Origin of the sequence: Kurthia huakuii LAM0618, assembly GCF_000505545.1 — a bacterium.
Taxonomy (GTDB): domain Bacteria; phylum Bacillota; class Bacilli; order Bacillales_A; family Planococcaceae; genus Kurthia; species Kurthia huakuii.
The window spans coordinates 1-20855 of the sequence record NZ_AYTB01000007.1; the positions used below are offsets into that span (position 1 = coordinate 1).

The 20855-nt window shown below is 34.5% G+C and carries 18 protein-coding genes; all 18 read left to right on the forward strand.

The features are described from left to right. Positions 1-540 (forward strand): IS66 family transposase (locus V514_RS0101835; protein WP_029497977.1); only part of this gene is annotated, 540 nt, incomplete at its 5' end. A 149-nt stretch (positions 541-689) separates the two neighbouring features. Next, positions 690-2501 (forward strand): motility associated factor glycosyltransferase family protein, encoded by a 1812-nt coding sequence (locus V514_RS0101840; RefSeq protein ID WP_029497978.1) that lies wholly within the window; start codon positions 690-692, stop codon positions 2499-2501. Beyond that, a complete protein-coding gene (locus V514_RS0101845) occupies positions 2501-3499 on the forward strand; it encodes an NAD-dependent 4,6-dehydratase LegB (protein ID WP_029497979.1) in 999 nt (332 codons plus the stop codon). The genes V514_RS0101840 and V514_RS0101845 overlap by 1 nt, the downstream gene beginning before the upstream one ends. Then, the gene (locus V514_RS18720; protein WP_051392415.1) at positions 3496-4647 is read left to right on the forward strand and encodes a LegC family aminotransferase; all 1152 of its coding nucleotides are present in this window, start codon (positions 3496-3498) and stop codon (positions 4645-4647) included. Before V514_RS0101845 ends, V514_RS18720 begins: the two co-directional genes overlap by 4 nt. 11 nt (positions 4648-4658) lie before the next feature. Continuing rightward, positions 4659-5819, forward strand: a complete 1161-nt coding sequence (gene neuC / locus V514_RS0101855; protein ID WP_029497980.1) for a UDP-N-acetylglucosamine 2-epimerase — start codon at positions 4659-4661, stop codon at positions 5817-5819. 18 nt (positions 5820-5837) lie between these two features. Next, positions 5838-6929, forward strand: coding sequence for an N-acetylneuraminate synthase (neuB, locus tag V514_RS0101860; protein ID WP_029497981.1), 1092 nt, complete (start codon positions 5838-5840; stop codon positions 6927-6929). Further along, positions 6913-7902 (forward strand): hypothetical protein, encoded by a 990-nt coding sequence (locus tag V514_RS0101865; protein ID WP_029497982.1) that lies wholly within the window; start codon positions 6913-6915, stop codon positions 7900-7902. Before neuB ends, V514_RS0101865 begins: the two co-directional genes overlap by 17 nt. A 10-nt stretch (positions 7903-7912) precedes the next feature. Beyond that, complete coding sequence (locus V514_RS0101870; RefSeq protein ID WP_029497984.1) at positions 7913-8590, forward strand: class I SAM-dependent methyltransferase; 678 nt, start codon at positions 7913-7915, stop codon at positions 8588-8590. 4 nt (positions 8591-8594) lie between these two features. Further along, positions 8595-9644, forward strand: a complete 1050-nt coding sequence (locus V514_RS0101875; RefSeq protein ID WP_029497985.1) for a nucleotidyltransferase family protein — start codon at positions 8595-8597, stop codon at positions 9642-9644. Beyond that, positions 9637-10320 carry an acylneuraminate cytidylyltransferase family protein gene (locus tag V514_RS0101880; RefSeq protein ID WP_029497986.1) on the forward strand — a complete coding sequence of 228 codons (684 nt, stop codon included), beginning with the start codon at positions 9637-9639 and terminating at the stop codon, positions 10318-10320. The genes V514_RS0101875 and V514_RS0101880 overlap by 8 nt, the downstream gene beginning before the upstream one ends. A gap of 82 nt (positions 10321-10402) precedes the next feature. Then, on the forward strand, positions 10403-10774 hold the full coding sequence (locus tag V514_RS0101885; RefSeq protein ID WP_029497988.1) for a flagellar protein FlaG: 372 nt from the start codon (positions 10403-10405) through the stop codon (positions 10772-10774). 15 nt (positions 10775-10789) lie between these two features. Beyond that, complete coding sequence (fliD, locus tag V514_RS0101890) at positions 10790-12361, forward strand: flagellar filament capping protein FliD (protein WP_029497989.1); 1572 nt, start codon at positions 10790-10792, stop codon at positions 12359-12361. A gap of 33 nt (positions 12362-12394) precedes the next feature. Then, complete coding sequence (gene fliS, locus V514_RS0101895) at positions 12395-12805, forward strand: flagellar export chaperone FliS (RefSeq protein ID WP_029497990.1); 411 nt, start codon at positions 12395-12397, stop codon at positions 12803-12805. Then, positions 12805-13170: a flagellar protein FliT gene (locus V514_RS0101900; RefSeq protein ID WP_029497991.1), complete on the forward strand. Its 366-nt coding sequence runs from the start codon at positions 12805-12807 to the stop codon at positions 13168-13170. Before fliS ends, V514_RS0101900 begins: the two co-directional genes overlap by 1 nt. A 145-nt stretch (positions 13171-13315) precedes the next feature. Further along, positions 13316-18658, forward strand: coding sequence for a hypothetical protein (locus V514_RS0101905; RefSeq protein ID WP_029497992.1), 5343 nt, complete (start codon positions 13316-13318; stop codon positions 18656-18658). A 182-nt stretch (positions 18659-18840) separates the two neighbouring features. Next, positions 18841-19209, forward strand: a complete 369-nt coding sequence (locus tag V514_RS0101910) for a PilZ domain-containing protein (RefSeq protein WP_081714974.1) — start codon at positions 18841-18843, stop codon at positions 19207-19209. 239 nt (positions 19210-19448) lie between these two features. Next, positions 19449-20012 carry a ribosome hibernation-promoting factor, HPF/YfiA family gene (hpf, locus tag V514_RS0101915; RefSeq protein ID WP_029497994.1) on the forward strand — a complete coding sequence of 188 codons (564 nt, stop codon included), beginning with the start codon at positions 19449-19451 and terminating at the stop codon, positions 20010-20012. A 102-nt stretch (positions 20013-20114) separates the two neighbouring features. Further along, positions 20115-20741 (forward strand): acetyltransferase, encoded by a 627-nt coding sequence (locus V514_RS0101920; RefSeq protein WP_029497995.1) that lies wholly within the window; start codon positions 20115-20117, stop codon positions 20739-20741. The last annotated feature ends 114 nt before the right edge of the window (positions 20742-20855 follow it).

The window sequence follows — 20855 nt, forward strand, 5'->3', positions numbered from 1 at the left end:
CGCCGCTATTGGTTAAAGGCTGATAGTAACAATGGTCGAAAAGGCGTGCAATATTGCGATCAGTTATTTCATATTGAGCGTAAGATCAAGCATCTTTCACCGGAAGAACGTGTGAAAATTCGTCAGCAAGAATCCAAACCGATTGTAGATGAATTTTTTGAATGGGTGGATCGTTCGCCGTTCTTCGGAAAAAATGCACTTGCTAAAGCTGCTGACTACACATTGAATCGTAAAGTTGCATTAAAACGATTCCTTGATAATGGCTATATAGCCATTGATAATAACGCTGCAGAAAATGCGATTCGTCCAAATGTGATTGGTCGAAAAAATTGGCTGTTTTCTGTCAGTGAAGCAGGCGCTCATTCAAATGCCATTTGTTTAAGTCTTGCTGAAACTGCTAAAGCCAATGGCATTGATTTCTATCAATACTTGGTGAAATTGATGACAGATTTACCGAACCTGCCTTTTCAGCAGCAACCAGAAATTTTAGAGCGTTATCTACCATGGTCCGAAGATATTCAGGCCACTTGTAGAAAATAAATAGCCGACTAGTCAAAAATCATTCGACTAATCGGCTATTTGCTGTGCGTACCGTTAAGGTGCGCGTTTTTTTATATTTCGGGCTTACTTTAAATATTATAAACTTAGTCGATATAAATAACATATTAAAAATAAGGATGGCATATAATATGATAGATAAAAATTTAAATACGATTTTAAAAAATCCATATAATTATATTACTGATTTTAACGAGAGAGAAGATAAAATTTTTTTAGCAAAAGAACAGAATGATTTTTTCTTTTCAAATGAAAAAGGTGATATTTTTCTTTCTGAAAATAAATTACAAGAAGATAATCTAATACCTAATCAAAACAAGAAAGAGCTTATATTAGTAATGGGTATTTTAGATACTCCTAATATTAAAGAAATCATTAGAAAAAAGCACAAAGAATCTATACTAATTATAATAGAACCTAGCCTAACTTTAATGAAAACTGCACTAAATTATTTAGATTTAGCTTTCCTTAATGAGCAGCATGTTTATTTATTTGCTGATGATAAGATAGAAAATTTAAGCGAATTTCTTAATAAATTTATGACTAAATTTGAGTTTTTAGCATTGTTAAAAAATATTGAACTGTATGTCACAAACTATTATCAAAAGTATGATTTAGAAAAAATAAATAGCTTTATAAAAGAAATTCGAAAAATAATAGTTGTAACAACAACACTGTATGGAAATGATATCGATGATAATTTAATTGGATTGAAACGAAATTTAATCAACTTGAAGAATTTACAACAATCAAGAAGTGTATCACATTTAAAAGAGCTATTTAAAAATGTTCCTGCAATAGTTGTATCGGCAGGACCTTCTTTGAACCAGAATATTAAGCATTTAAAGAATATAAAAAATAATATTATTATAATTGCTGTGGATACAATATTAGAAAGGTTGTTAGCAGAAGGGATTAAACCTCATTTTGTATGTTCTATAGAGCGAGGGATAGAAACATATAATTATTTTTATAAAAATAAAACTATTCCAGAAGATGTTTTTGTAGTTGGGCCTCCAGTTTTATATAATAAAGTTTTTGAGGAAAATATTGAGCATATGTTTATTCCTTTACGAAATGGCGTAAGAGAATCGAATTGGTTAAGCGATAAAATGAATTTAAATGAGGATGATGGGTTTGAAATGGGGACTTCATGTGCTCATGTAGCCTTTGGATTAGCTATACATATGGCATGCTCACCTATTATTTTGGTAGGGCAAGATTTAGCTTATGGGAAAGATAAAACTAATACCCATGCTGGCGGAACTATTTATGATGGAAATGCCATTCAATTAAAGCAAGAAAATATCCAAACTGAAGGATATTTTGGTGAGAATGTTTTTACAACAGCTGTATGGATTCAATTTAAAATGCTTTTTGAAAAAATGATTCAAAGCACTAATTCAGTAGTTATTAATGCTACAGAAGGCGGCGCGAAAATTAACTATGCTCAACAGAAAACTCTAAACGAAGCTATTTCCGAATTAGAAATGAATAATATAGATATTAATAATAAGCTTATTTCAATTCCTAAAAATAACTGTGACTTAGTCCAAATTAAAAATGCATTTGAAGCAGATTTAAAAAGATTTAATCGTTTTAACTTTGATTGTGTCAGGTATTTAATCGATTTAAAAAAGATGAAAATCACATCATGGAATATGAAGAAGAAAAATGCTTTTATAAAACAATTAAATTATATGGATAAAGTTTTACCAATGATTATGGGAGAACCATTACTCGTACACAATTTACAAGCTGAAATTATTCAATATTTTTGGAAGATTAATTCAGTTGAAGACAAAATTACAGTAGAAACGTTAAAAAATAAACAAGAAGCACAAATCTATCTTTTAAATGTTATTATTGCAGTTATGACAACTATTATTGAAGAAACACAAAAAGTTGTTGATGAATTTGATTCTATAAAGGAAGTTAAATAATGAAAAAAATCCTAGTAACGGGAGCTAACGGATTCATCGGCTCCCATTTAACAGAAGAGCTTGTACGCCAAGGTTATGACGTACGTGCTTTTGTAGAATATAACTCATTCAATTCATGGGGATGGTTAGATTCTACACCAAACGATATTAAAGCAAATTTAGATGTGTTCTCTGGAGATATTCGTGATCCCTTTGGTGTGAAAGAAGCAATGAAAGGCTGTACACATGTCTTAAATTTGGCGGCGTTAATTGCTATTCCATACTCATACCATTCTCCGGCAACATATATTGATACAAATATTAATGGTGCTTTGAACATTGTTCAAGCAGCGCGTGAATTAGAGATAGAAAAAGTTGTACAAACTTCAACGAGTGAAGTGTACGGTACAGCTTTATATGTCCCGATTGATGAAGAACATCCATTGCAAGGGCAATCACCTTATTCTGCATCAAAAATTGGTGCGGACCAAATGGCACTATCTTATTATCGCTCATTTGATACACCCGTATCGATTATTCGACCATTTAACACATACGGCCCTCGTCAATCAGCACGTGCCGTTATTCCAACAATCATTAGCCAATTAGCGAATGGAAAAGATACGATTAAACTCGGCGCAATCAGTCCGACGCGTGACTTTAACTATGTGATGGATACGGTTTCAGGATTTATTTCTGTTATGAATTCAGAAAAATCAATTGGTGAAGTAATTAATATTGGTTCTAACTATGAAGTGTCAATTGGTGAAACAGCTGAGATGATTGCGGATATTATGAATGTTAATCTAACAATTGAAACGGATGAACAACGCTTACGTCCAGAAAAAAGTGAAGTAAATCGCTTATGGGCAGAAAATAAAAAAGCAAAAGAGTTACTTGGTTGGACGCCACAATACGGTGGTAAAGAAGGATTCCGTAAAGGATTAGAAGAAACAATCGAGTGGTTTACAAATCCACAAAATTTAGCTCAATATAAGGCAGATGTTTATAACATATGATAAATGAACAATGGAGTTCGTTCGTGCAAACTGTCAAAAAACAGTATAATCAAGATTTTGTTCCTTTACATGAACCAACATTTAATGAAAAAGAATTAGAATATGTCACAGATTGTGTGAAAACAGGTTGGGTATCTTCTGTAGGCGCGTATGTAACACGCTTTGAAGAAGATTTAGCTAAGATGGTAGGCGTCAAGCGTGCTGTGGCTGTTGTGAATGGTACAGCAGCCCTGCACATTGCTTTAAAAGTAGTAGGAGTACAACCAAATGAAGAAGTATTAATGCCAGCATTGACGTTTATTGCTACTGCTAATGCGATTTCTTATGCTGGCGCAGTTCCTCATTTCGTCGATGTATCAGAATCTACATTAGGTTTAGATCCCTTGAAGCTAGATAGCTATTTAGCAAAAATCGCAGTAAAACAAAATGGTGTGTTAATTAATAAAGAAACAGGGCGCGTTATCCGCGCGGTAGTGCCAATGCATACATTTGGCCATCCAGTAGAATTAGATGAATTAATTACTGTTTGTGAAAAGTATAATTTAACATTAGTCGAGGATGCTGCTGAATCATTAGGTTCGTATTATAAAGGAAAGCATACGGGAAGCTTTGGTAAAGTTAATGCAATGAGCTTTAATGGTAATAAAATCGCAACAACAGGTGGCGGTGGAGCTATTCTAACAGATGATGAAGCGTTAGCTGATTATGCGAAGCATTTAACAACAACGGCAAAAGTACCGCACAAGTGGGAATATGTTCATGATGAAATTGGCTACAATTATCGTATGCCCAATATCAATGCAGCATTAGGTTGTGCACAACTTGAAAAAGTAAATGAGTTTGTTGAATCGAAACGCCAACTAACAACTTTCTACAAAAAGTTAGTACAAGAATTACCAGGGGTTCATTTATTTGAAGAACCGAGAGATACGAAAAGTAATTATTGGTTACAAACGCTATTATTAGATGCTTCAATTGAACGAGATGAAGTTTTAGCTTATTTAAATGACAATGGTGTAATGAGTCGTCCAATTTGGCAGCCGATGCATTATTTAGAAATGTACAAAGATTGTCCTAGAGGAGATTTAGCCGTAGTAGAAAATTTGAATAAACGGATTGTGAATGTGCCAAGTACACCAAAACTATGAGGAAGTAAATTATGAAAAGAAAAATTTGTGTAGTAACAGGAACTAGAGCTGAGTATGGCGCTTTAAAATTATTAATTAACACTATAAATTCTGATCCTGATTTAGAACTACAAATTATCGCAACAGGAGCTCATTTATCTCCAGAGTATGGATTGACATATCAGGAAATTGAAAAAGATGGATTCCATATCAATGAAAAAATAGAAACTTTATTATCTTCTGATACCACAGTTGGGATAGCCAAAACTATAGGACTCACAACTATAAGTTTTTCAGAAACTTTCAATAGATTAAAACCTGATTGTATTTTGATTATGGGAGATCGATATGAAATGTTAGCGGTAGCACAAGTTGCTCTGATTATGCAAATTCCACTTGTTCATATATCTGGAGGAGAAATCACCGAAGGGGCCATAGATGATTCGATTAGACATGCACTTACTAAATTAAGTACTATTCATTTTCCTGCAAATGAAATATATCGAAAACGAATTATTCAATTGGGAGAACATCCTAACAATGTATTTAATTTCGGGGATCCCTCTGTAGAAAATATTTATCGATTGGATTTTATAAAAAAAAATCAATTGGAAGATTTTTTCAACTGGGATTTAGAGAATTTCTTTTTAATAACTTTTCATCCAGTAACACAAGAACCTCGGTTGGCAGAACAACAAATTAAAGAGTTATTTAAAGCACTAGATAATTTTAAAAATTATAAATTTATTTTTACTAAATCTAATGCAGATAGTGAAGGTCGAATTATTAATGAATTAATTGACGAATATGTAGAGGATAATAGAGAAAATGCTAAAGCATATTTCTCCCTCGGTTATGAGAAATATTTAAGTACAATGAAATATGCATCAGCAGTTATAGGCAATTCTTCAAGTGGAATTATAGAAGCTCCTATTTTAAAAGTACCTACTCTTGATATTGGGAATCGTCAAAAAGGAAGATTAAAAGCTAAATCAATTGTAGAATGTAAATGCAGTGAACGGAATATAGTAGAGTCTTTAAATAAGATACTTCAGCCAGAATTTAATAGAAGTTTGAAAGACATGGAACTCTACTATCAAGGAGAAAATACATCAAATAAAATGGTAGAGGTTTTAAAAGAGATTGATTTCGAATCTAAGAAAACTAAATTATTTTATGATATAAAATTTTAAGATTAAGAGGGTTTATTTATGAGTGTATATGTTATAGCAGAAGCAGGAGTAAATCATAATGGAGATTTAAATAGGGCAAAACAATTAATTGACATTGCAGTTGAAGCTAAAGCAGACGCGGTAAAGTTTCAAACTTTTATTAGTGAAAATGAAATTAGCACATTTGCTGAAAAAGCGGATTATCAAAAACAAAATACAGGTACAGATGGTAACCAATTAGAAATGGTAAAGAAATTGGAATTGAAGTTTGACGAATTTAAAATTCTCCAAAATTATTGTGATAGTAAAGATATTGAATTTTTATCAACACCATTTGATTTTGAAAGTGCCGATTTTTTGTTAGATGAATTAAAATTAAAGACGATTAAAATCCCTTCTGGAGAAATAACAAATGCGCCTTTCTTACTTCATATTTCGAAATTTAAACGCAAAATGATTATTTCGACAGGGATGGCAACTTTAGCTGATATTCAAATTGCACTAGGAGTCATTGCTTTCGGATTGATAAATAAGGAAAATATTTTACCAAGTATCTCAAACTTTGAAAAAGCATATATGTCTGAAGAAGGGCAGCATTTATTAAGGGAGTATGTAACATTGTTACACTGCACTACAGAGTATCCTGCACCTGTAAATTCTGTTAATTTAAAAGCTATTCCGACTATGAATGCGACTTTTAATTTACCTATAGGATATTCGGATCATACAGAAGGGCTTGCAATTTCTTTAGCAGCTGTAGCTATGGGAGCAAAAATAATTGAAAAGCATATAACATATGATAAAAAAGCAGAAGGACCAGATCACCTAGCATCTATTGAACCGTTGGAGTTGAAAGAATTGGTGAAGAATATTCGACAAATTGAAGAATCTCTGGGGAATGGCGTAAAAATTCCTTCAGCTATTGAATTAAAGAATCGTAGCGTTGCACGAAAAAGCTTAGTAGCTAAAAGAGAAATATCTAAAAATGAAAAATTTGATGTAGAAAATTTAGCTATTAAAAGACCTGGTACAGGAATATCTCCACTTTATTATTGGGATGTCCAACAATTTTCAGCACCAAAATCTTTTGAATATGATGAGGAGATAGCTTTAAATGATTGTAACAAGTGATGAAGCAAAAAAGATATATAATCTCTTACCCTCAAATAAACAATCATTTTATTATCATCCAGATTATCTAATGGAAGATGTGAAAAATAAGATAGGTTTAGAGGTATGTTTTTTCATTATTCAAGAAAAAGAAAATATTTTTTATCATGCATTTTATAAAGGAAAGATTCCTCATAAAAATAAAAATCTATATGATATTCAATCACCATATGGATACGGAGGGCCACTTATCGTAGGTTCTAAAGAGTTTGGCGAAAATGCTACAAAGAAATATTTGAAATGGTGTGAGAATAATAATATTTTAGTGGAATTTATGAGATTTCATCCAATTTTAGAGAATCATTTGAATTATTATGGAGAAATTTTGTCTAATAGGGAAACCGTGTATATTAACTTAGATGTAGACTCGATATTTTCTAATTTTAGAACTCGTGTAAAACGAGGGGTAAAAAAAGCTAAATCGAATAACATAGAAATAGTTTTTTCAAATGAAGAAAAATATATTAAACATTTTAAAGAAATATATAACCAACTGATGGAATCTAAAAAAGCTGAGAAAAATTATTTTTTTGATTTGGAGTATTATGTAAACTTACTTTCGCATAAAGAATGTATTTTGGGAAATGCTATTAATGCTGAAGGTGAGATAGTTGCTGTAGCTCTATATTTTATTACAAATGATCTTATGGAATATCATTTAGGTGCTTCAAATATTTTAGGAAAAGAAAGTTACGCAAATTATTTGTTAATGTATGAAGCAGCTTTACTTGGAAAGGAAAAAAATTGTTCTTGTTTATACTTAGGTGGAGGAAATTCTGTAGAGGAAGGGAATTCGCTTTTGTACTATAAAAAAGGTTTTTCAAATGAAGTTAGAAATTATTATATAGGATATTATATTTATGACGATATAAAATATAAAGAATTAAAAAAAGAAAATAACATAAAAAATAATAATATTTTATTTTATAGATAGGAGTATACAGATGGCGTGGAATAGTTTATGGGAAGATATTTTCCAATCAAAACCTTGGGGGAAATATCCGTCTGAAGATTTAATTAGATTTATCGCAAGAAATTTTTACAATGTTGAAAATCGATCAAATATAAAAATTCTAGAAGTAGGAAGTGGTACGGGAAGTAATATTTGGTATTTAGCTAACGAAGGATTTTCAGTTTACGGTATTGAGGGTTCAAAAACTGGTGTGCAAATTACACAAGAACGTTTAATGCAAGACAAAAATATTGATGAGAAGAAAACAAAAGTTTTTGTAGGAGACATGGAGAAATTACCTTTTGAAGAAGGATATTTTGACGCTGTTATTGATATTGAAGCGATAAGTACTAATAACTGGAAAGATTCTTTAGAAATACTTGCAGAAATTGAAAGGGTATTAAAACCAAACGGTAAATTTTACTCAAGACATTTTGCAGAAGATTCTCAAGGGGATAAAGCAGGAGAATTAGTAGATAGACATATGTTTGTTTCAACTGAAGGCGTTTTAGCGAATATTGGACCAACGCGTTTTGCTACTAAACAAGATGTTTTTGAATTGTATGGCGAAAGTTTCAATATAAACAGTTTAGGAAAAATTATTCGAGAAACTGAAAATGAAAAACAGTCAGTTATTGAATGGACTATTAGTATGGCGAAAAAAGGATGATTTTATGTCTAATAAAAACAATTTAATTTGTGTTCAAAAAACATTATTAGATGTAATGAATCTGATAAATAATTCGGAATTTAAAATCGCTTTTGTAATTGATGAAGAAAAAAGATTGGTAGGAACTGTAACAGATGGGGATATTCGTAGATCATTATTAAGGGAAAAAAGTTTGCAAGTTTCAATTGATAAAGTAATGAATAAAAATCCTATATATGGTTGTGTGTCGCAATCTAGTACAGACTATCAGAAAAAGCTTAAGGAATATTCAATTAATTACTTACCTGTTATTGATATCGAAAGAAAAATTCAGTGTATTGTTGGATTAAATAAGACCGAAGAAATTCAATATCCAAATAAAGTAGTTTTAATGGTTGGAGGGTTAGGGTCTAGATTAAGACCACTTACAGAACATTTACCAAAGTCGATGTTGAAAATTGGGAATAAACCAATACTGCAAATTATTATTGAAAATTTTAAGAGTTATGGGTTTAATAACTTTGTTCTTTGTGTGAACTATAAAAAAGAGATTATTCAAAGTTATTTTAAGAATGGTGCTCAATTTGATGTGAATATTGAGTATATTGAAGAAGATAAAAGATTAGGAACAGCGGGAGCTTTATCTTTACTTCAGCATGATGTAAAAGATCCTATTTTTATTATGAATGGTGATTTGTTAACTCAAGTGGATTTTTCTAAATTACTAGAATATCATTTGGAAACAGGCTCTATTGGAACGATGTGCGTACGCGAATATGAATATCAAATTCCATTCGGAGTTATACAAACAGATGAACACAAATTAATATCTATTCAAGAAAAGCCCTTGAAAAAGGAATATGTAAATGCAGGAATTTATATGTTAAGTCCCAAAGCAATAAAATACATTCCATATCATGAATTTTATGATATGCCTGAACTATTTAATAAATTAATTTCTATGGATATGAATACGTCTGTTTTTCCGATTCATGAGTACTGGATGGACATTGGACAATTAGCAGACTATGAACAAGCAAATAAAGACTATGAAAGTGTGAATATTAATGACTAATCCCTCTATTTTAGCAATTATTCCAGCTCGCGGAGGTTCTAAAGGAATTCCACGGAAAAACATTAAAAATTTAGCGGGGAAACCTTTAATTGCATGGACCATTGAAGAAGCTAAAAAGTCAAAATATATAACGCGTTTAATTCTTTCATCCGATGACGATGAAATTATAAAAGTGGCGAAAGAATATGGTTGTGAAGTTCCTTTTAAAAGACCATCTGAATTGGCACAAGATCAAACATCGGGTATGGAGCCAGTGTTACATGCTCTTCAAGAGTGTCCAGGTTACGATTATGTGCTTCTTTTACAACCGACGTCGCCGTTTAGAACGGTAGAAGATATCGATAACTGTGTAGAACAAGTAATAAAGGATGATTATTCATTTTGTGTTTCTGTAACAGAGTCTGCAGAATCTCCGTATTGGATGTATACAGTGGATTTTGAAAATATTATGAACCCTTTAATAAAAAATCCACCAGCAACTAGACAAGAGCTCAATAAAACGTATTCCTTAAACGGGGCATTATACATAGCGAAAACGACAGACTTTATAAAAGAGAAGAATTTTTTAAATGATGCTACAATGCCATTTATAATGCCTAAAAATCATTCTTATGATATTGATGAACCGATAGATTTTAAGATATGTAATTTTCTTATGGAAGAATCTTTAAAATAAAGAAAGAAGTCGAACCTTCTTTCTTTATTTTTTTTATTTTAAGTCGATAAAACTAGTAAAGAACTAGGAAAGGAGGTTCAATATGAAAATCTCATCTGATGTAAATTTAGATACGCTAACTAAGTCTCAAAACTCTGTGCAGCAAGCAACTACTCAGAGTTCCATATCTAAACAAATTCCAACAAATGATGTAAACATTTCTGAAATGACCGATGAAAATGGTAATCCGACAGAGCAAGCTTATCAAACAGCGGTCAATAAATTAAATGAGTTTATGGAATATAGTCAAAAGAGTTCAAAATTTATTTTCCATAAAGACTTAGAGCGTTATTATGTTGAAGTAGTGGATGCACAGTCTCAAGAAGTAGTGAAAGAAGTACCGCCTAAGGCTTTATTAGATGCCTATTATGAAATGCAAAAATTAGCAGGGAAAATTTTTGATACACAAGCATAAAAAGGGGGAATTAACATGCCAGTAGAAAATAATACAAGTACACAAACAGCATTTTCTTATTTACAATATAAAAATAAAGTTAGTGGTTTAGTGTCGGGTATGGATATCGATTCAATTATGGAGAAGCTCATGAAGGCAGAAAGTGCTCAAATGGAAAAGCTTCAACAGCAAAAGCAAAAATATGAGTGGAAACGCGATGCGTATCGTGACGTAAATACGAAGCTTTCAACATTTGAAAAAAATGCCTTTACGGATTACGGCTTAAAAAGCTCTTGGAATATGAAAAATGTCAGTGCATCTAATGAATCTGCTTCAGCAGTAGCCACTTCATCAGCAAATGGAACATTGAATATTACCGAAGGGAAATTAGCGACAGCAGCACAATCGGTAGTCGATATGTCATCAAGTAATATTACAGCTGATTCTACGATGGCCTCATTAGGAATGACTTCATCATCAGGTTCATTTTCAATCAGTGCAATAGATAATACAGGTAACTTAGTAGAAAAAACAATTTCTTATGCGTCAACTGATAAAGTTAGTGATGTGATGTCGAAAATCAATGCATCAGGTGTCGGAATTACTGCATTAGCATCAGGAGATAAATTATCACTAACAGCTAACAACGAAGGTACAGTTAAAGATGAAGATGGCAATACTACTAAACAATCTATGTTCATTACAAAAGATGATAATGGTTTATTTGCCAAATTAGGTGTTTTAGCAGAAGGTTCTAAAGGTGGGGATATTATTGCCGATAAAGGTGCTAATGCTACAATTACAGAAGGCTCTAATGGCTATGTAGTCGCAAATGGTGTAAAAATTGAAGGTACATCAAATAAATACACTATCTCAGGTTATCAAGTTACGTTGAATAAAAACATCACAACAAATGATGCCGCAACCAAGATTACTTCAACGAATGATACAGATAAAGTCGTTGACAAAGTAAAAAAATTCGTTGATTCTTATAACGAATTAATTGCTGATTTAGGGAAACAAACTGCTGAAAAGAAAAAAGTTGGTTATGCACCGTTAACAGACGCTCAAAAAGCAGAAATGTCTAAGGATGAAATCGAAAAATGGGAAGTTGCCGCAAAGCAAGGTTTATTAAAAGGTGATTCAACAATTAACAAAGTATTATCTGATTTACGTAGTACATTGTCTACTTATGGCTCTGGTAGTGAAGATATGTTAGCCAAAATCGGCATTACTACTTCAAAATCGTATAAAGATAACGGTAAATTAGAAATTGACGAAGATAAGTTGCGTAAAGCTTTAGAGTCAGACCCAGATGTGGTGTCCCGCATTTTTACAGGCGACGGGAATGGCAATGACGGCATCGTTTCTAAAATGCGTACGACTGCACAAAACGCTGTGAAAACAATTCAAAAAACAGCTGGTAGTGCAACTTCTGAATCAGATGCAACGTATTCATTAGGTAAAACAATTACGTCGTTAGATAATAAAATTGACGATTGGAAAGACCGTCTTAAAGGCATCGAGGAACGTTACTGGAAGCAGTTCTCTGCAATGGAAAATGCGATTCAAAAAGCCAATAGTCAATCGTCTATCTTTATGCAATAATAATTAACGTTTATTTAAAAGGAGTTGTTTAGTTTGTCAGTACAAAATGCATACAATGCATATAAACAAAATAGTGTTACGACCGCGTCCCCAGGTGAACTGACATTAATGCTTTACAATGGATGTATTAAATTTATCCATCAAGCAAAGAAGGCGATTGAAGTGAAAGATATTTCCAATCGCAATAAATATGTTCAAAAGGCACAAGCAATTTTGAATGAATTGATGTCTACATTAAATATGGATATTCCTGTGTCAAAAGAGATGTTTAATTTATACGAATATATGTATCATCAATTAACACAGGCAAATATTAATAATGATGTCGCAATTTTAGACGAAGTAGAAGGTCTGGTAGTCGAGTTCCGCGATACGTGGAAGCAAGTCATCCAAATGAACCGTCAACAGCAGCAATCTCAATATGCTTCAGGAAGCCAAGTGTAATGGATTTAGTCAAGCAGTTTTTACTATTATCTGAAAAGCTGTACTCTTTTTTGGAGAAGGCTCCTGAAGATAAAGAGGATAAGCGTGATGACTATATTGCGCATATTGATAAGTTGTTGACTGCTCGCGGACAAACGGTGGATAAGTTGCAAGCGATGCCTGAAAATCCTGTGATTGGTCATGAATATGAGGTGCAACTTCGAGAGCTTGATAAAGCGATTATCAAACGATTAGAAAGCTTTAAACGTGACATTGCAGAGGATATGAAGCAATTGCAAACAACGAAGAAGTCTGAGCAACAATACCACAATCCATATGGCGCATTTTATAATCGTGATGGTACGTATTACGATAAACGCAAATAAATTGGAGACTCTAGCCGACAAGCTAGGGTCTCTTTTTCGTTCTCTCCCTTTATTTCTCATAAATCTTACCGATACAAACAATATACCAAGAAAACGAATATTCAAAGAATAGAAAAAGCGAGAGAACGAAAGGGAGGATTTCCGAGTGCATAAGAAAATTTTAACGGCGAGTCTGGCGGTTGCGCTGACGGTGCCAGTTTGGCTAACATCGGCTTTTCCAAACGGAGGTCAAGTAGCACAAGCAGCAACGAAGAAACCAACAAAAAAAGCGAAAGCAGTCATTGATAAAATTAAAGCGATTGATTCGAAAAAGACAAATTATATCGCAAAAACGCGTGCGGCGAACAATGCGTATAAAAAATTATCGACAGCAGATAAAAAGTTAGTCAGTAATTATAGTACGCTGAAAAAACATGTGGCTAAAATTGCGCCACTGGAGAAAAAAATCAAAGCCTTAACAGCACAAGTCAATTCGATTACAACGAAAAACTATGTAACGCAAGCACCAAAAGCACAAAAAACATATGATGCGATGACGAGCATTACAAAGGCAGCAGTTCCTACAACAACATTGAAGAGATTGCAAAAGTATTCAAATCCAGCGCAGGCGAAAGCATCGTATAAAAATGTTGTTAACTTATTATCGACAATTACAACGGATTCAGATGGCGAATCGATTGTCGTAGAGATTAGCAAAGACGGCATGATTTTAGATGCGGATGGGAAACTCGATAAAACGTATACATCGAATAAAACATTAGCCGCAAAAGAATTAAAAGAATTTTTAGCGTCGTATAAAAAATTAGATGATTTCCAAAAAAGTTTATTTGATGCTGAAGAAATTGCAAAAATCAACGAATATTTAAAAGATGAAGATAAGATCAATCAATCGGTGGACCTGGCGAAATTATATGAGGCGTTAAATCCGACGAATAAAAACTTTGATAGTAAATCATTTGAATTAATGATGGCCTATCATGATTTTAGTGTGCTTTATCCGAAAGAAAAGATTGACGGAAAACTGACACAACGCTATATCGATCCGTATTATGTCGAGGCAATGGATATCATTTACGAAAAGTATCGTGACACGCATGCGAAGTTAACGGCCTATAATCAAGCGCTTGAAGTATTAGAAGATACACCAAATGTGACGCTTGCGACAATTAAAGCGGCAGAAGACGCGTATAAAGCATCAACGAAATTAAGCCAAGGGATTCAACTCTCGAAATACCTTGAGAAGGATTTTGTGAAGCTTTACGAAGCCTACGCGGAAATACCTGAACTACTGCGCACATTAAATCGTGCAGAAGCCTATAATTCAATTAATTGGGATCCGAATGAAAAGGTAGCTGCGAACCAAAAAAATATTCAGCTTGAAAAGCATCGCGAGACAATCGCTGAAGCACAAAAGCAATATAAAAAATTAGGTGAGGATCAACAGAAATTTGTCGATGCCCTAACCGCTGGAACAATCGAACAGTCATCGGTATTGCCAAGCCCGGTAACATTAGTGAACCCGTACGGCTTTACAAAAACAGAATCGGAAAAAATCGCGTTAAACCGTAGCTTTTTCCCAGAAGAAACCCAAATTAAAGATGCCGAAAAACTTGATAAAACATATGTCAAAGCAGTCGATAAAAATGACTTACAAGCATTAATTGATTCTTCGGTCGATTTCGGGAAAGCACTTCCTGAAGTGAAGAAGTATACGATTTTCGGTAAGGAAATGGCCTCTGTACAAGAAACGTATAAAGACCAAATTGCGGATATTAATAAATTTAAAGAGCAAGTAGCCTTATTAAACCAAGGGAAAACGGGCACGATTACAATACCGGACCCGAACAAACCGAATGATTTAACGGTTACCGATAAAAAAGATATTAAAACAGCAGATGAGGTAAAGGCAGCACTTGAGTCTTTACGCCAAGCGTATAAAGCATTAGAAGCGAAAAAAGCGGCCAATCCGGGGAAACCCGCAGCACTTGATATGCTGCCGAAAGACTTAGTGAAAGATTACGAGCTGTATATGACATTGCCACAATTGATTCGTGAAGGGCAAACGCTGTCAGATGAATTAGTGAAAAAACCGTATCAACCGGGTACAGCTGAGCTAAAAGTTGAAGAAAAAGATTTCAAATACAATACCGGTGATGAGGAGCGTATTGTGGCGTTTGGGACAACGTACAGTAAGCTGACAGAGCCACAGCGCTTATTAGTCGATAAAGCGGTAACAATGGATGAGTCAAAGCGTAATGATAATGTGACGACGCCAATCGCACGTATTTGGGGTACCGAATACAAACTTGTAGCCGATGCCATTAAAATTGACGTGGCGATTTTAAAATTAAATACGAGCAGTAAGTCATTCGCAGCTGATGTGAAAAAGGTGTATCACCAATACAAATCAGCAGCGCCAAAAGTGAAAAAATACGTCATTAACCAAGAGCGTCTACATTGGTTTAATGGGCTTGTTTCTAAAACATCAGGCAATTATCCACAAGCGATTGCGAATAAATTTACCGAAATCGTCGGTAAGCTAAATTCGAGCACAGGGATTGATGCGGGTCATACGACAAATGGTGCTTCTACATTAATCGAAGCGATCAGTTACTACGAAACAATGGTTGAACATGATACGAGCACGCAAAGTATTATTGAAAAATCAGTCATGAAAAAGTATGAAACATATGTAAAGGCTTATAATGTTGTCAACTTACTCGCAGCGTCTGATATCGAGCATCCAACAACACAGGATATTAAAAATATTCAAGAAGCGATTAAAATTTACGATAAACTGGACGTTGGTCCGAAAAAAGCAGTTGTCAATTCATTTAAAGCATCAGGTGGCGCCGAAACACCGCAAGCTAAAGTGCTTGGGAAGGTCGATGAAATTAAAGCGGCAACCGAAATCGATAAAGCGTACCAAAAATTAAAACCATCTTCTCCAACGTACCAAGTCGATATGATTAAGTTGTATACGACATTTATCAACGCCTCTCCAACGGTGCGTAAATACGTCGCAGCAGCAGAAGATTTAAAGGCGATTGAAGTGACGTATAAAAAAGAGTATGAAGCGTCACTTGCATTCATTGCTGAAATTGATAAAATTACCGGCGCTAGTAATATTGGCGAAGTAAATGATTTAAAAGATTATTATGAGAAAAATGTTCAAAAGTCCGAAATCATTCAAGCCTTTGTACCAAAAGCAAAAATGGCCGAATACAATAAATTGATGGTGTTGATTCAAATCCAAGACGTTGCGCGCTACCAACACTTCTATAAATATTGGTGTAGTACGGATGATATGTTGTCGTATGACTATTTATATGTCGATTTATCTCATGATGATTTGCTGAAGGTTTTAAAAGCGTACAATACATTAGATGTGGAACAAAAGGGCATTATCGCCTCAAGTAAGCACCGTACCGATAGCGAAACATCAAGTGCTTGTTATATTCCAAATAAAAAGGATGAGCGTGAAGTTATGCGTGATACGTCGTTTTTAGCGAGTGCAGCATTTTTAGATGAAGCTTCAAAAATTGATAAAATGTATGAGGCATTAAAGCCAAGTAGTAAAGACTATTTAGAAAAAGTCATGGAATTAATTAAAGCGTATGATGATGCAGATGCGGCGACGAAAGCATTCGTCAAACATGCGAAAGAAATCGAAGCATTAAAAGAAAAATTCAAGACAGAAATCGAAGACTTAGCGAATTTTGAAAAAGCAGTGAAAAATTTATCGGTTGATAGCGAAATTATGAATACAGGTGGCCCGACTGCTTATCAAGAGCCAACAATTCAAAGTGTCTACAACCGCTACAACCGTCTATCAGATTACGTCCAAAGCGTTGTCGCAGATGATGTCATGAAAAAATATGAGGAATTTGTGCTGCTGCTGGATTTAAAGGTGCCGGAGCTACGTGATAAAGAGAATGTAGCTGTAATTGAACGTATAGCGACGATTTCTTCAGGTTCTAAAAAAGTAACGTATACATTGAGTGCTGAAAAGTTAAAACAGCAAGATGTGCCGCAAGATAAAACATTTGCGCTTGGCGTGTCAGCAGATATGTTAACAGTTGAGTCTCCAAATAAACCAACGGGCACGATTATCGGTAAACCGTATACGTTGAAAGAAATGGAAGACTTAAAACAAGCGATTGCTACGTATGAAAAACTAGATAGCGTGCAAGAAACAATTGTGAAAAACTTAGAAACGACGGCTACGACTTATTTTGAAAAATCACTGCAAAATTTACCGTTGTACGTTGATCAAAAGAAATTTATTGATGAAGCGCAAAAAATGGACGCTTTATATACGAAGTTTGTGACGCAGTATACAGAAATTCCATATGGGGACGACCCATCAGATCCACGCCCGCCACTTGTTGATAAAGAGGCCAAAAAATATGCAGAAGCGTTAAAAGAATTAGTATTTGCATATGATGAATTGTCGAACAATGCGCGTTGGTATGTATTAAATACGAACAAAATCATGGATCAAAAACGCTATTTTGAAAAGATGTATAGTGGGACGAAATTAGATGGCACAGAATCAACGAATAAACCGGATGCGAATGTTCAAGCGTTTGAAAAAGCGGTAGCAAAATTGAGCTCGCAATCGATTTTAGATATAAAGAATCCCACTGGAACAGATTTATCAAAAATTTCAGATGATATTTCGCCTGTTGTGGCAATGTATAACAATCTTACAGATTACCAAAAAGCATGGTTAGATAGTAAAGTGCTTACGCGCTACAATGAATTTGCGCCACTTGTGACGATTCGTGAAAATCTTTATAAATTACCGAAATTTGATGCCAGCAAGGAATTGAGTGAATTATCAGATGAACAAGCAGCTGTGTTATCGCAAACATTAAAGCTGCATAAAGCGTTAAAAGGTGATGCTAAAACGGTCTTTGATAATACGAAGCTGCCAAATAAAGCATATTTATCAGAAGAATACAATATCGCACAAGCTGAAGCGGTAGATAAAGTCATTGATTCTGTCAAAGAAGGTAGCTCATTCTTTAAACAATTTGTGAAGGCACAAAAAGCATATGATGCTCTTACAAAACAACAGCAACAATATGTCAAGAATCGTAAAAAGCTTGAGAAATATTATGCAAAAGTGAAGAAAGTGCAATATAAATATGATTTCAATGGGAAAGCAGACATATCATTTAAAGACAAAACAACTAAAGACAAAACAACTTCATATGATCCGTACCAAATGATTGTCATGCTTGAAGAGCTCGTTGTCTATTTAGATGACAATCAAGCAGGCGATAAAAAAGAATTCTTAAAAGATGCGATTGATATGGCGAATTTGCGTAATGGCTTAAATAAAACAGTGAAAATTAATGGTGTTTCATTAAAACCATTAGCAGCTGTAGATACAAAAGCACAAACGCGCTATCACTATTACTACAAAGTGTTTGATATGAAAAATCAATTAAAGAATTTTGATGAAGTATTTAAAAAATAACACCACAAAAACAGTTCCACCCCAACGTGGAACTGTTTTTTTTGTATAATTTTTTGTTAAATAATCCCAAATTTTAAACAGATGCGTGACAGTTGTTTAATTAAGTTAATATAAAAGGTATAATGTAATGGTTTAGTAAAAAAATATAAGTTTAAAAAGAACTATTGAACGAGAGGAGGGGCATGATGGAATTTAAACGAAATGAATCGTTTCGCCACACGTTAATTTGCCCAATCGATGTCGTATGTACGATGAAGCAACCGGCGGATGGTGTAGCTTTGGAAATTCACGGGAAGATGATTGATATTAGCCCAAATGGGATGCGTCTTGGGTTTGAGCACATATTACCACAAGGCATGAAAGATAGCGCGCTGACGCTACAATTTATGATTCATGAGCGCACGCTAGAAACTGAAGGCGAGTGTGTATGGGTCCACCCGAATAATACGTGTGGCATTAGCTTACAAGTCGATGGGCGTATGCAGGAGACAATTATTGAAGATTTAAAGCTGCGTCGTAAGCAAGAAGTCGCAAACAGCAAAAAGAAGTAACAGACCGTAAAAAAGGCGTATTTTGATACAAAAAACGTCTTTTTTTCTATCTTAAAAAAATATTTTAATTATTTTGGCGTTTAAGAAGGACTTTGCAGGGGAACTGTAGAATATAGCATTATAACAACCGTAACAATTCATGTACGGGGGCTACGCTTACCGAATGTTAACATCATTCGTAAGCATCCACCATTTCAAAATCTTTATAGATGGTGGAAGTTCAAAAAGGAGGAGTTTACATGCTAACATTTAACATTCGTGGGGAAAACATTGAGGTAACTCCAGCAATTCGCGAATACGTTGAGGGGAAGATTTCTAAATTAGAACGCTACTTTAACAACGATATGGACGCTGCAGCTAACGTTAACTTAAAAATTTATAACGACAAACGTACAAAAGTCGAAGTGACAATTCCGATGAAGCGCTTAACATTACGTGCTGAGGAACGCAATGACGATTTATATGCCGGCGTCGATGCAATTGTTGACAAGTTAGAGCGCCAAATTCGCAAGCATAAAACGAAAGTAAACCGTAAATTCCGCGATCGCGAAGGTGTTGGTTTATACTTTGCTACTGCACCAGCTACTGAAACAGGCGCAACGGCTGTGGAAGAGCTTGAAGATGAATTACAAATTGTTCGTACAAAGCAATTCTCATTAAAACCAATGGATGATGAAGAAGCAATCCTTCAAATGAACTTATTAGGTCATGACTTCTACATTTTCACCGATGCGGAAACAGACGAAACAAACATCGTATACCGTCGTAAAGATGGCAAATACGGGTTAATCGAAACAAACTAACTTTAAACGTTCAAAATAGCCTAGAGCCAATGCTTTAGGCTATTTTTTAATGTGTTTTTTACGTGAATTCGGGAAAATAACCTATATAAGGGGGTTGGTATTATGGATTATATTTTAATTGGTAATAGCGGTCATGCGCGCGTCATTCGTGATTGTATCGAGGCGAATGGCGACCGGATTTTTGCGATTCTCGATGATAAAGATGCGATTCCGTCAATGGATGGCGATATTTTTAGAGGGCCGCTAAGCGAAATGAGCCGCTTGTTAGAAATTGATCATCGGCGCGTCATCTTGGCGTATAGCGACAATGGGGTGCGCAAACAGCTCGTCGATTTTTTACAATTGCCTAGTGAAAAATATGGCATCGTCATTCATCCAAAAGCGGTTGTGAGCCATTATAGCGAAATTGGCTCAGGCTCGGTCGTCTTGCCTGGTGCGGTCGTCAACTCCGGTGCCGTCATTGGCAAGCATTGTATTTTAAACTCGCAATCGGTCGTCGAGCATGAAAGCGTGTTAAAAGATTATGTACATGTCTCAACCGGTGCTTCGATTACGCGTGAAGTGGTCGTCGAAACAGGTGTCAGTCTCGGCGCAAATAGTACGATTATTCCAAACCGTACGATTGGCGAATGGTCGGTCGTTGGCGCGGGCTCGGCTGTTATCGCCGATTTGCCTGCTGGGTGTACGGCTGTCGGTTGTCCGGCTAAAATTTTAGATAAAGAAGACTAATTGAAAGCTGATTTTTCCAAAGTGCGTAATTTTTTGGAAGAATCAGCTCTTTTCATTGCTACAAAGTCATTTTTTCATTACAATAAAAGATGGCGATGTATAATGATTTATACA

Coding starts and splice junctions, on each gene's coding strand:
- V514_RS0101840 (WP_029497978.1), top strand. CDS start 690: ATGATAGATAAAAATTTAAATACGATTTTAAAAAATCCATATAATTAT.
- V514_RS0101845 (WP_029497979.1), top strand. CDS start 2,501: ATGAAAAAAATCCTAGTAACGGGAGCTAACGGATTCATCGGCTCCCAT.
- V514_RS18720 (WP_051392415.1), top strand. CDS start 3,496: ATGATAAATGAACAATGGAGTTCGTTCGTGCAAACTGTCAAAAAACAG.
- neuC (WP_029497980.1), top strand. CDS start 4,659: ATGAAAAGAAAAATTTGTGTAGTAACAGGAACTAGAGCTGAGTATGGC.
- neuB (WP_029497981.1), top strand. CDS start 5,838: ATGAGTGTATATGTTATAGCAGAAGCAGGAGTAAATCATAATGGAGAT.
- V514_RS0101865 (WP_029497982.1), top strand. CDS start 6,913: ATGATTGTAACAAGTGATGAAGCAAAAAAGATATATAATCTCTTACCC.
- V514_RS0101870 (WP_029497984.1), top strand. CDS start 7,913: ATGGCGTGGAATAGTTTATGGGAAGATATTTTCCAATCAAAACCTTGG.
- V514_RS0101875 (WP_029497985.1), top strand. CDS start 8,595: ATGTCTAATAAAAACAATTTAATTTGTGTTCAAAAAACATTATTAGAT.
- V514_RS0101880 (WP_029497986.1), top strand. CDS start 9,637: ATGACTAATCCCTCTATTTTAGCAATTATTCCAGCTCGCGGAGGTTCT.
- V514_RS0101885 (WP_029497988.1), top strand. CDS start 10,403: ATGAAAATCTCATCTGATGTAAATTTAGATACGCTAACTAAGTCTCAA.
- fliD (WP_029497989.1), top strand. CDS start 10,790: ATGCCAGTAGAAAATAATACAAGTACACAAACAGCATTTTCTTATTTA.
- V514_RS0101900 (WP_029497991.1), top strand. CDS start 12,805: ATGGATTTAGTCAAGCAGTTTTTACTATTATCTGAAAAGCTGTACTCT.
- V514_RS0101910 (WP_081714974.1), top strand. CDS start 18,841: ATGATGGAATTTAAACGAAATGAATCGTTTCGCCACACGTTAATTTGC.
- hpf (WP_029497994.1), top strand. CDS start 19,449: ATGCTAACATTTAACATTCGTGGGGAAAACATTGAGGTAACTCCAGCA.
- V514_RS0101920 (WP_029497995.1), top strand. CDS start 20,115: ATGGATTATATTTTAATTGGTAATAGCGGTCATGCGCGCGTCATTCGT.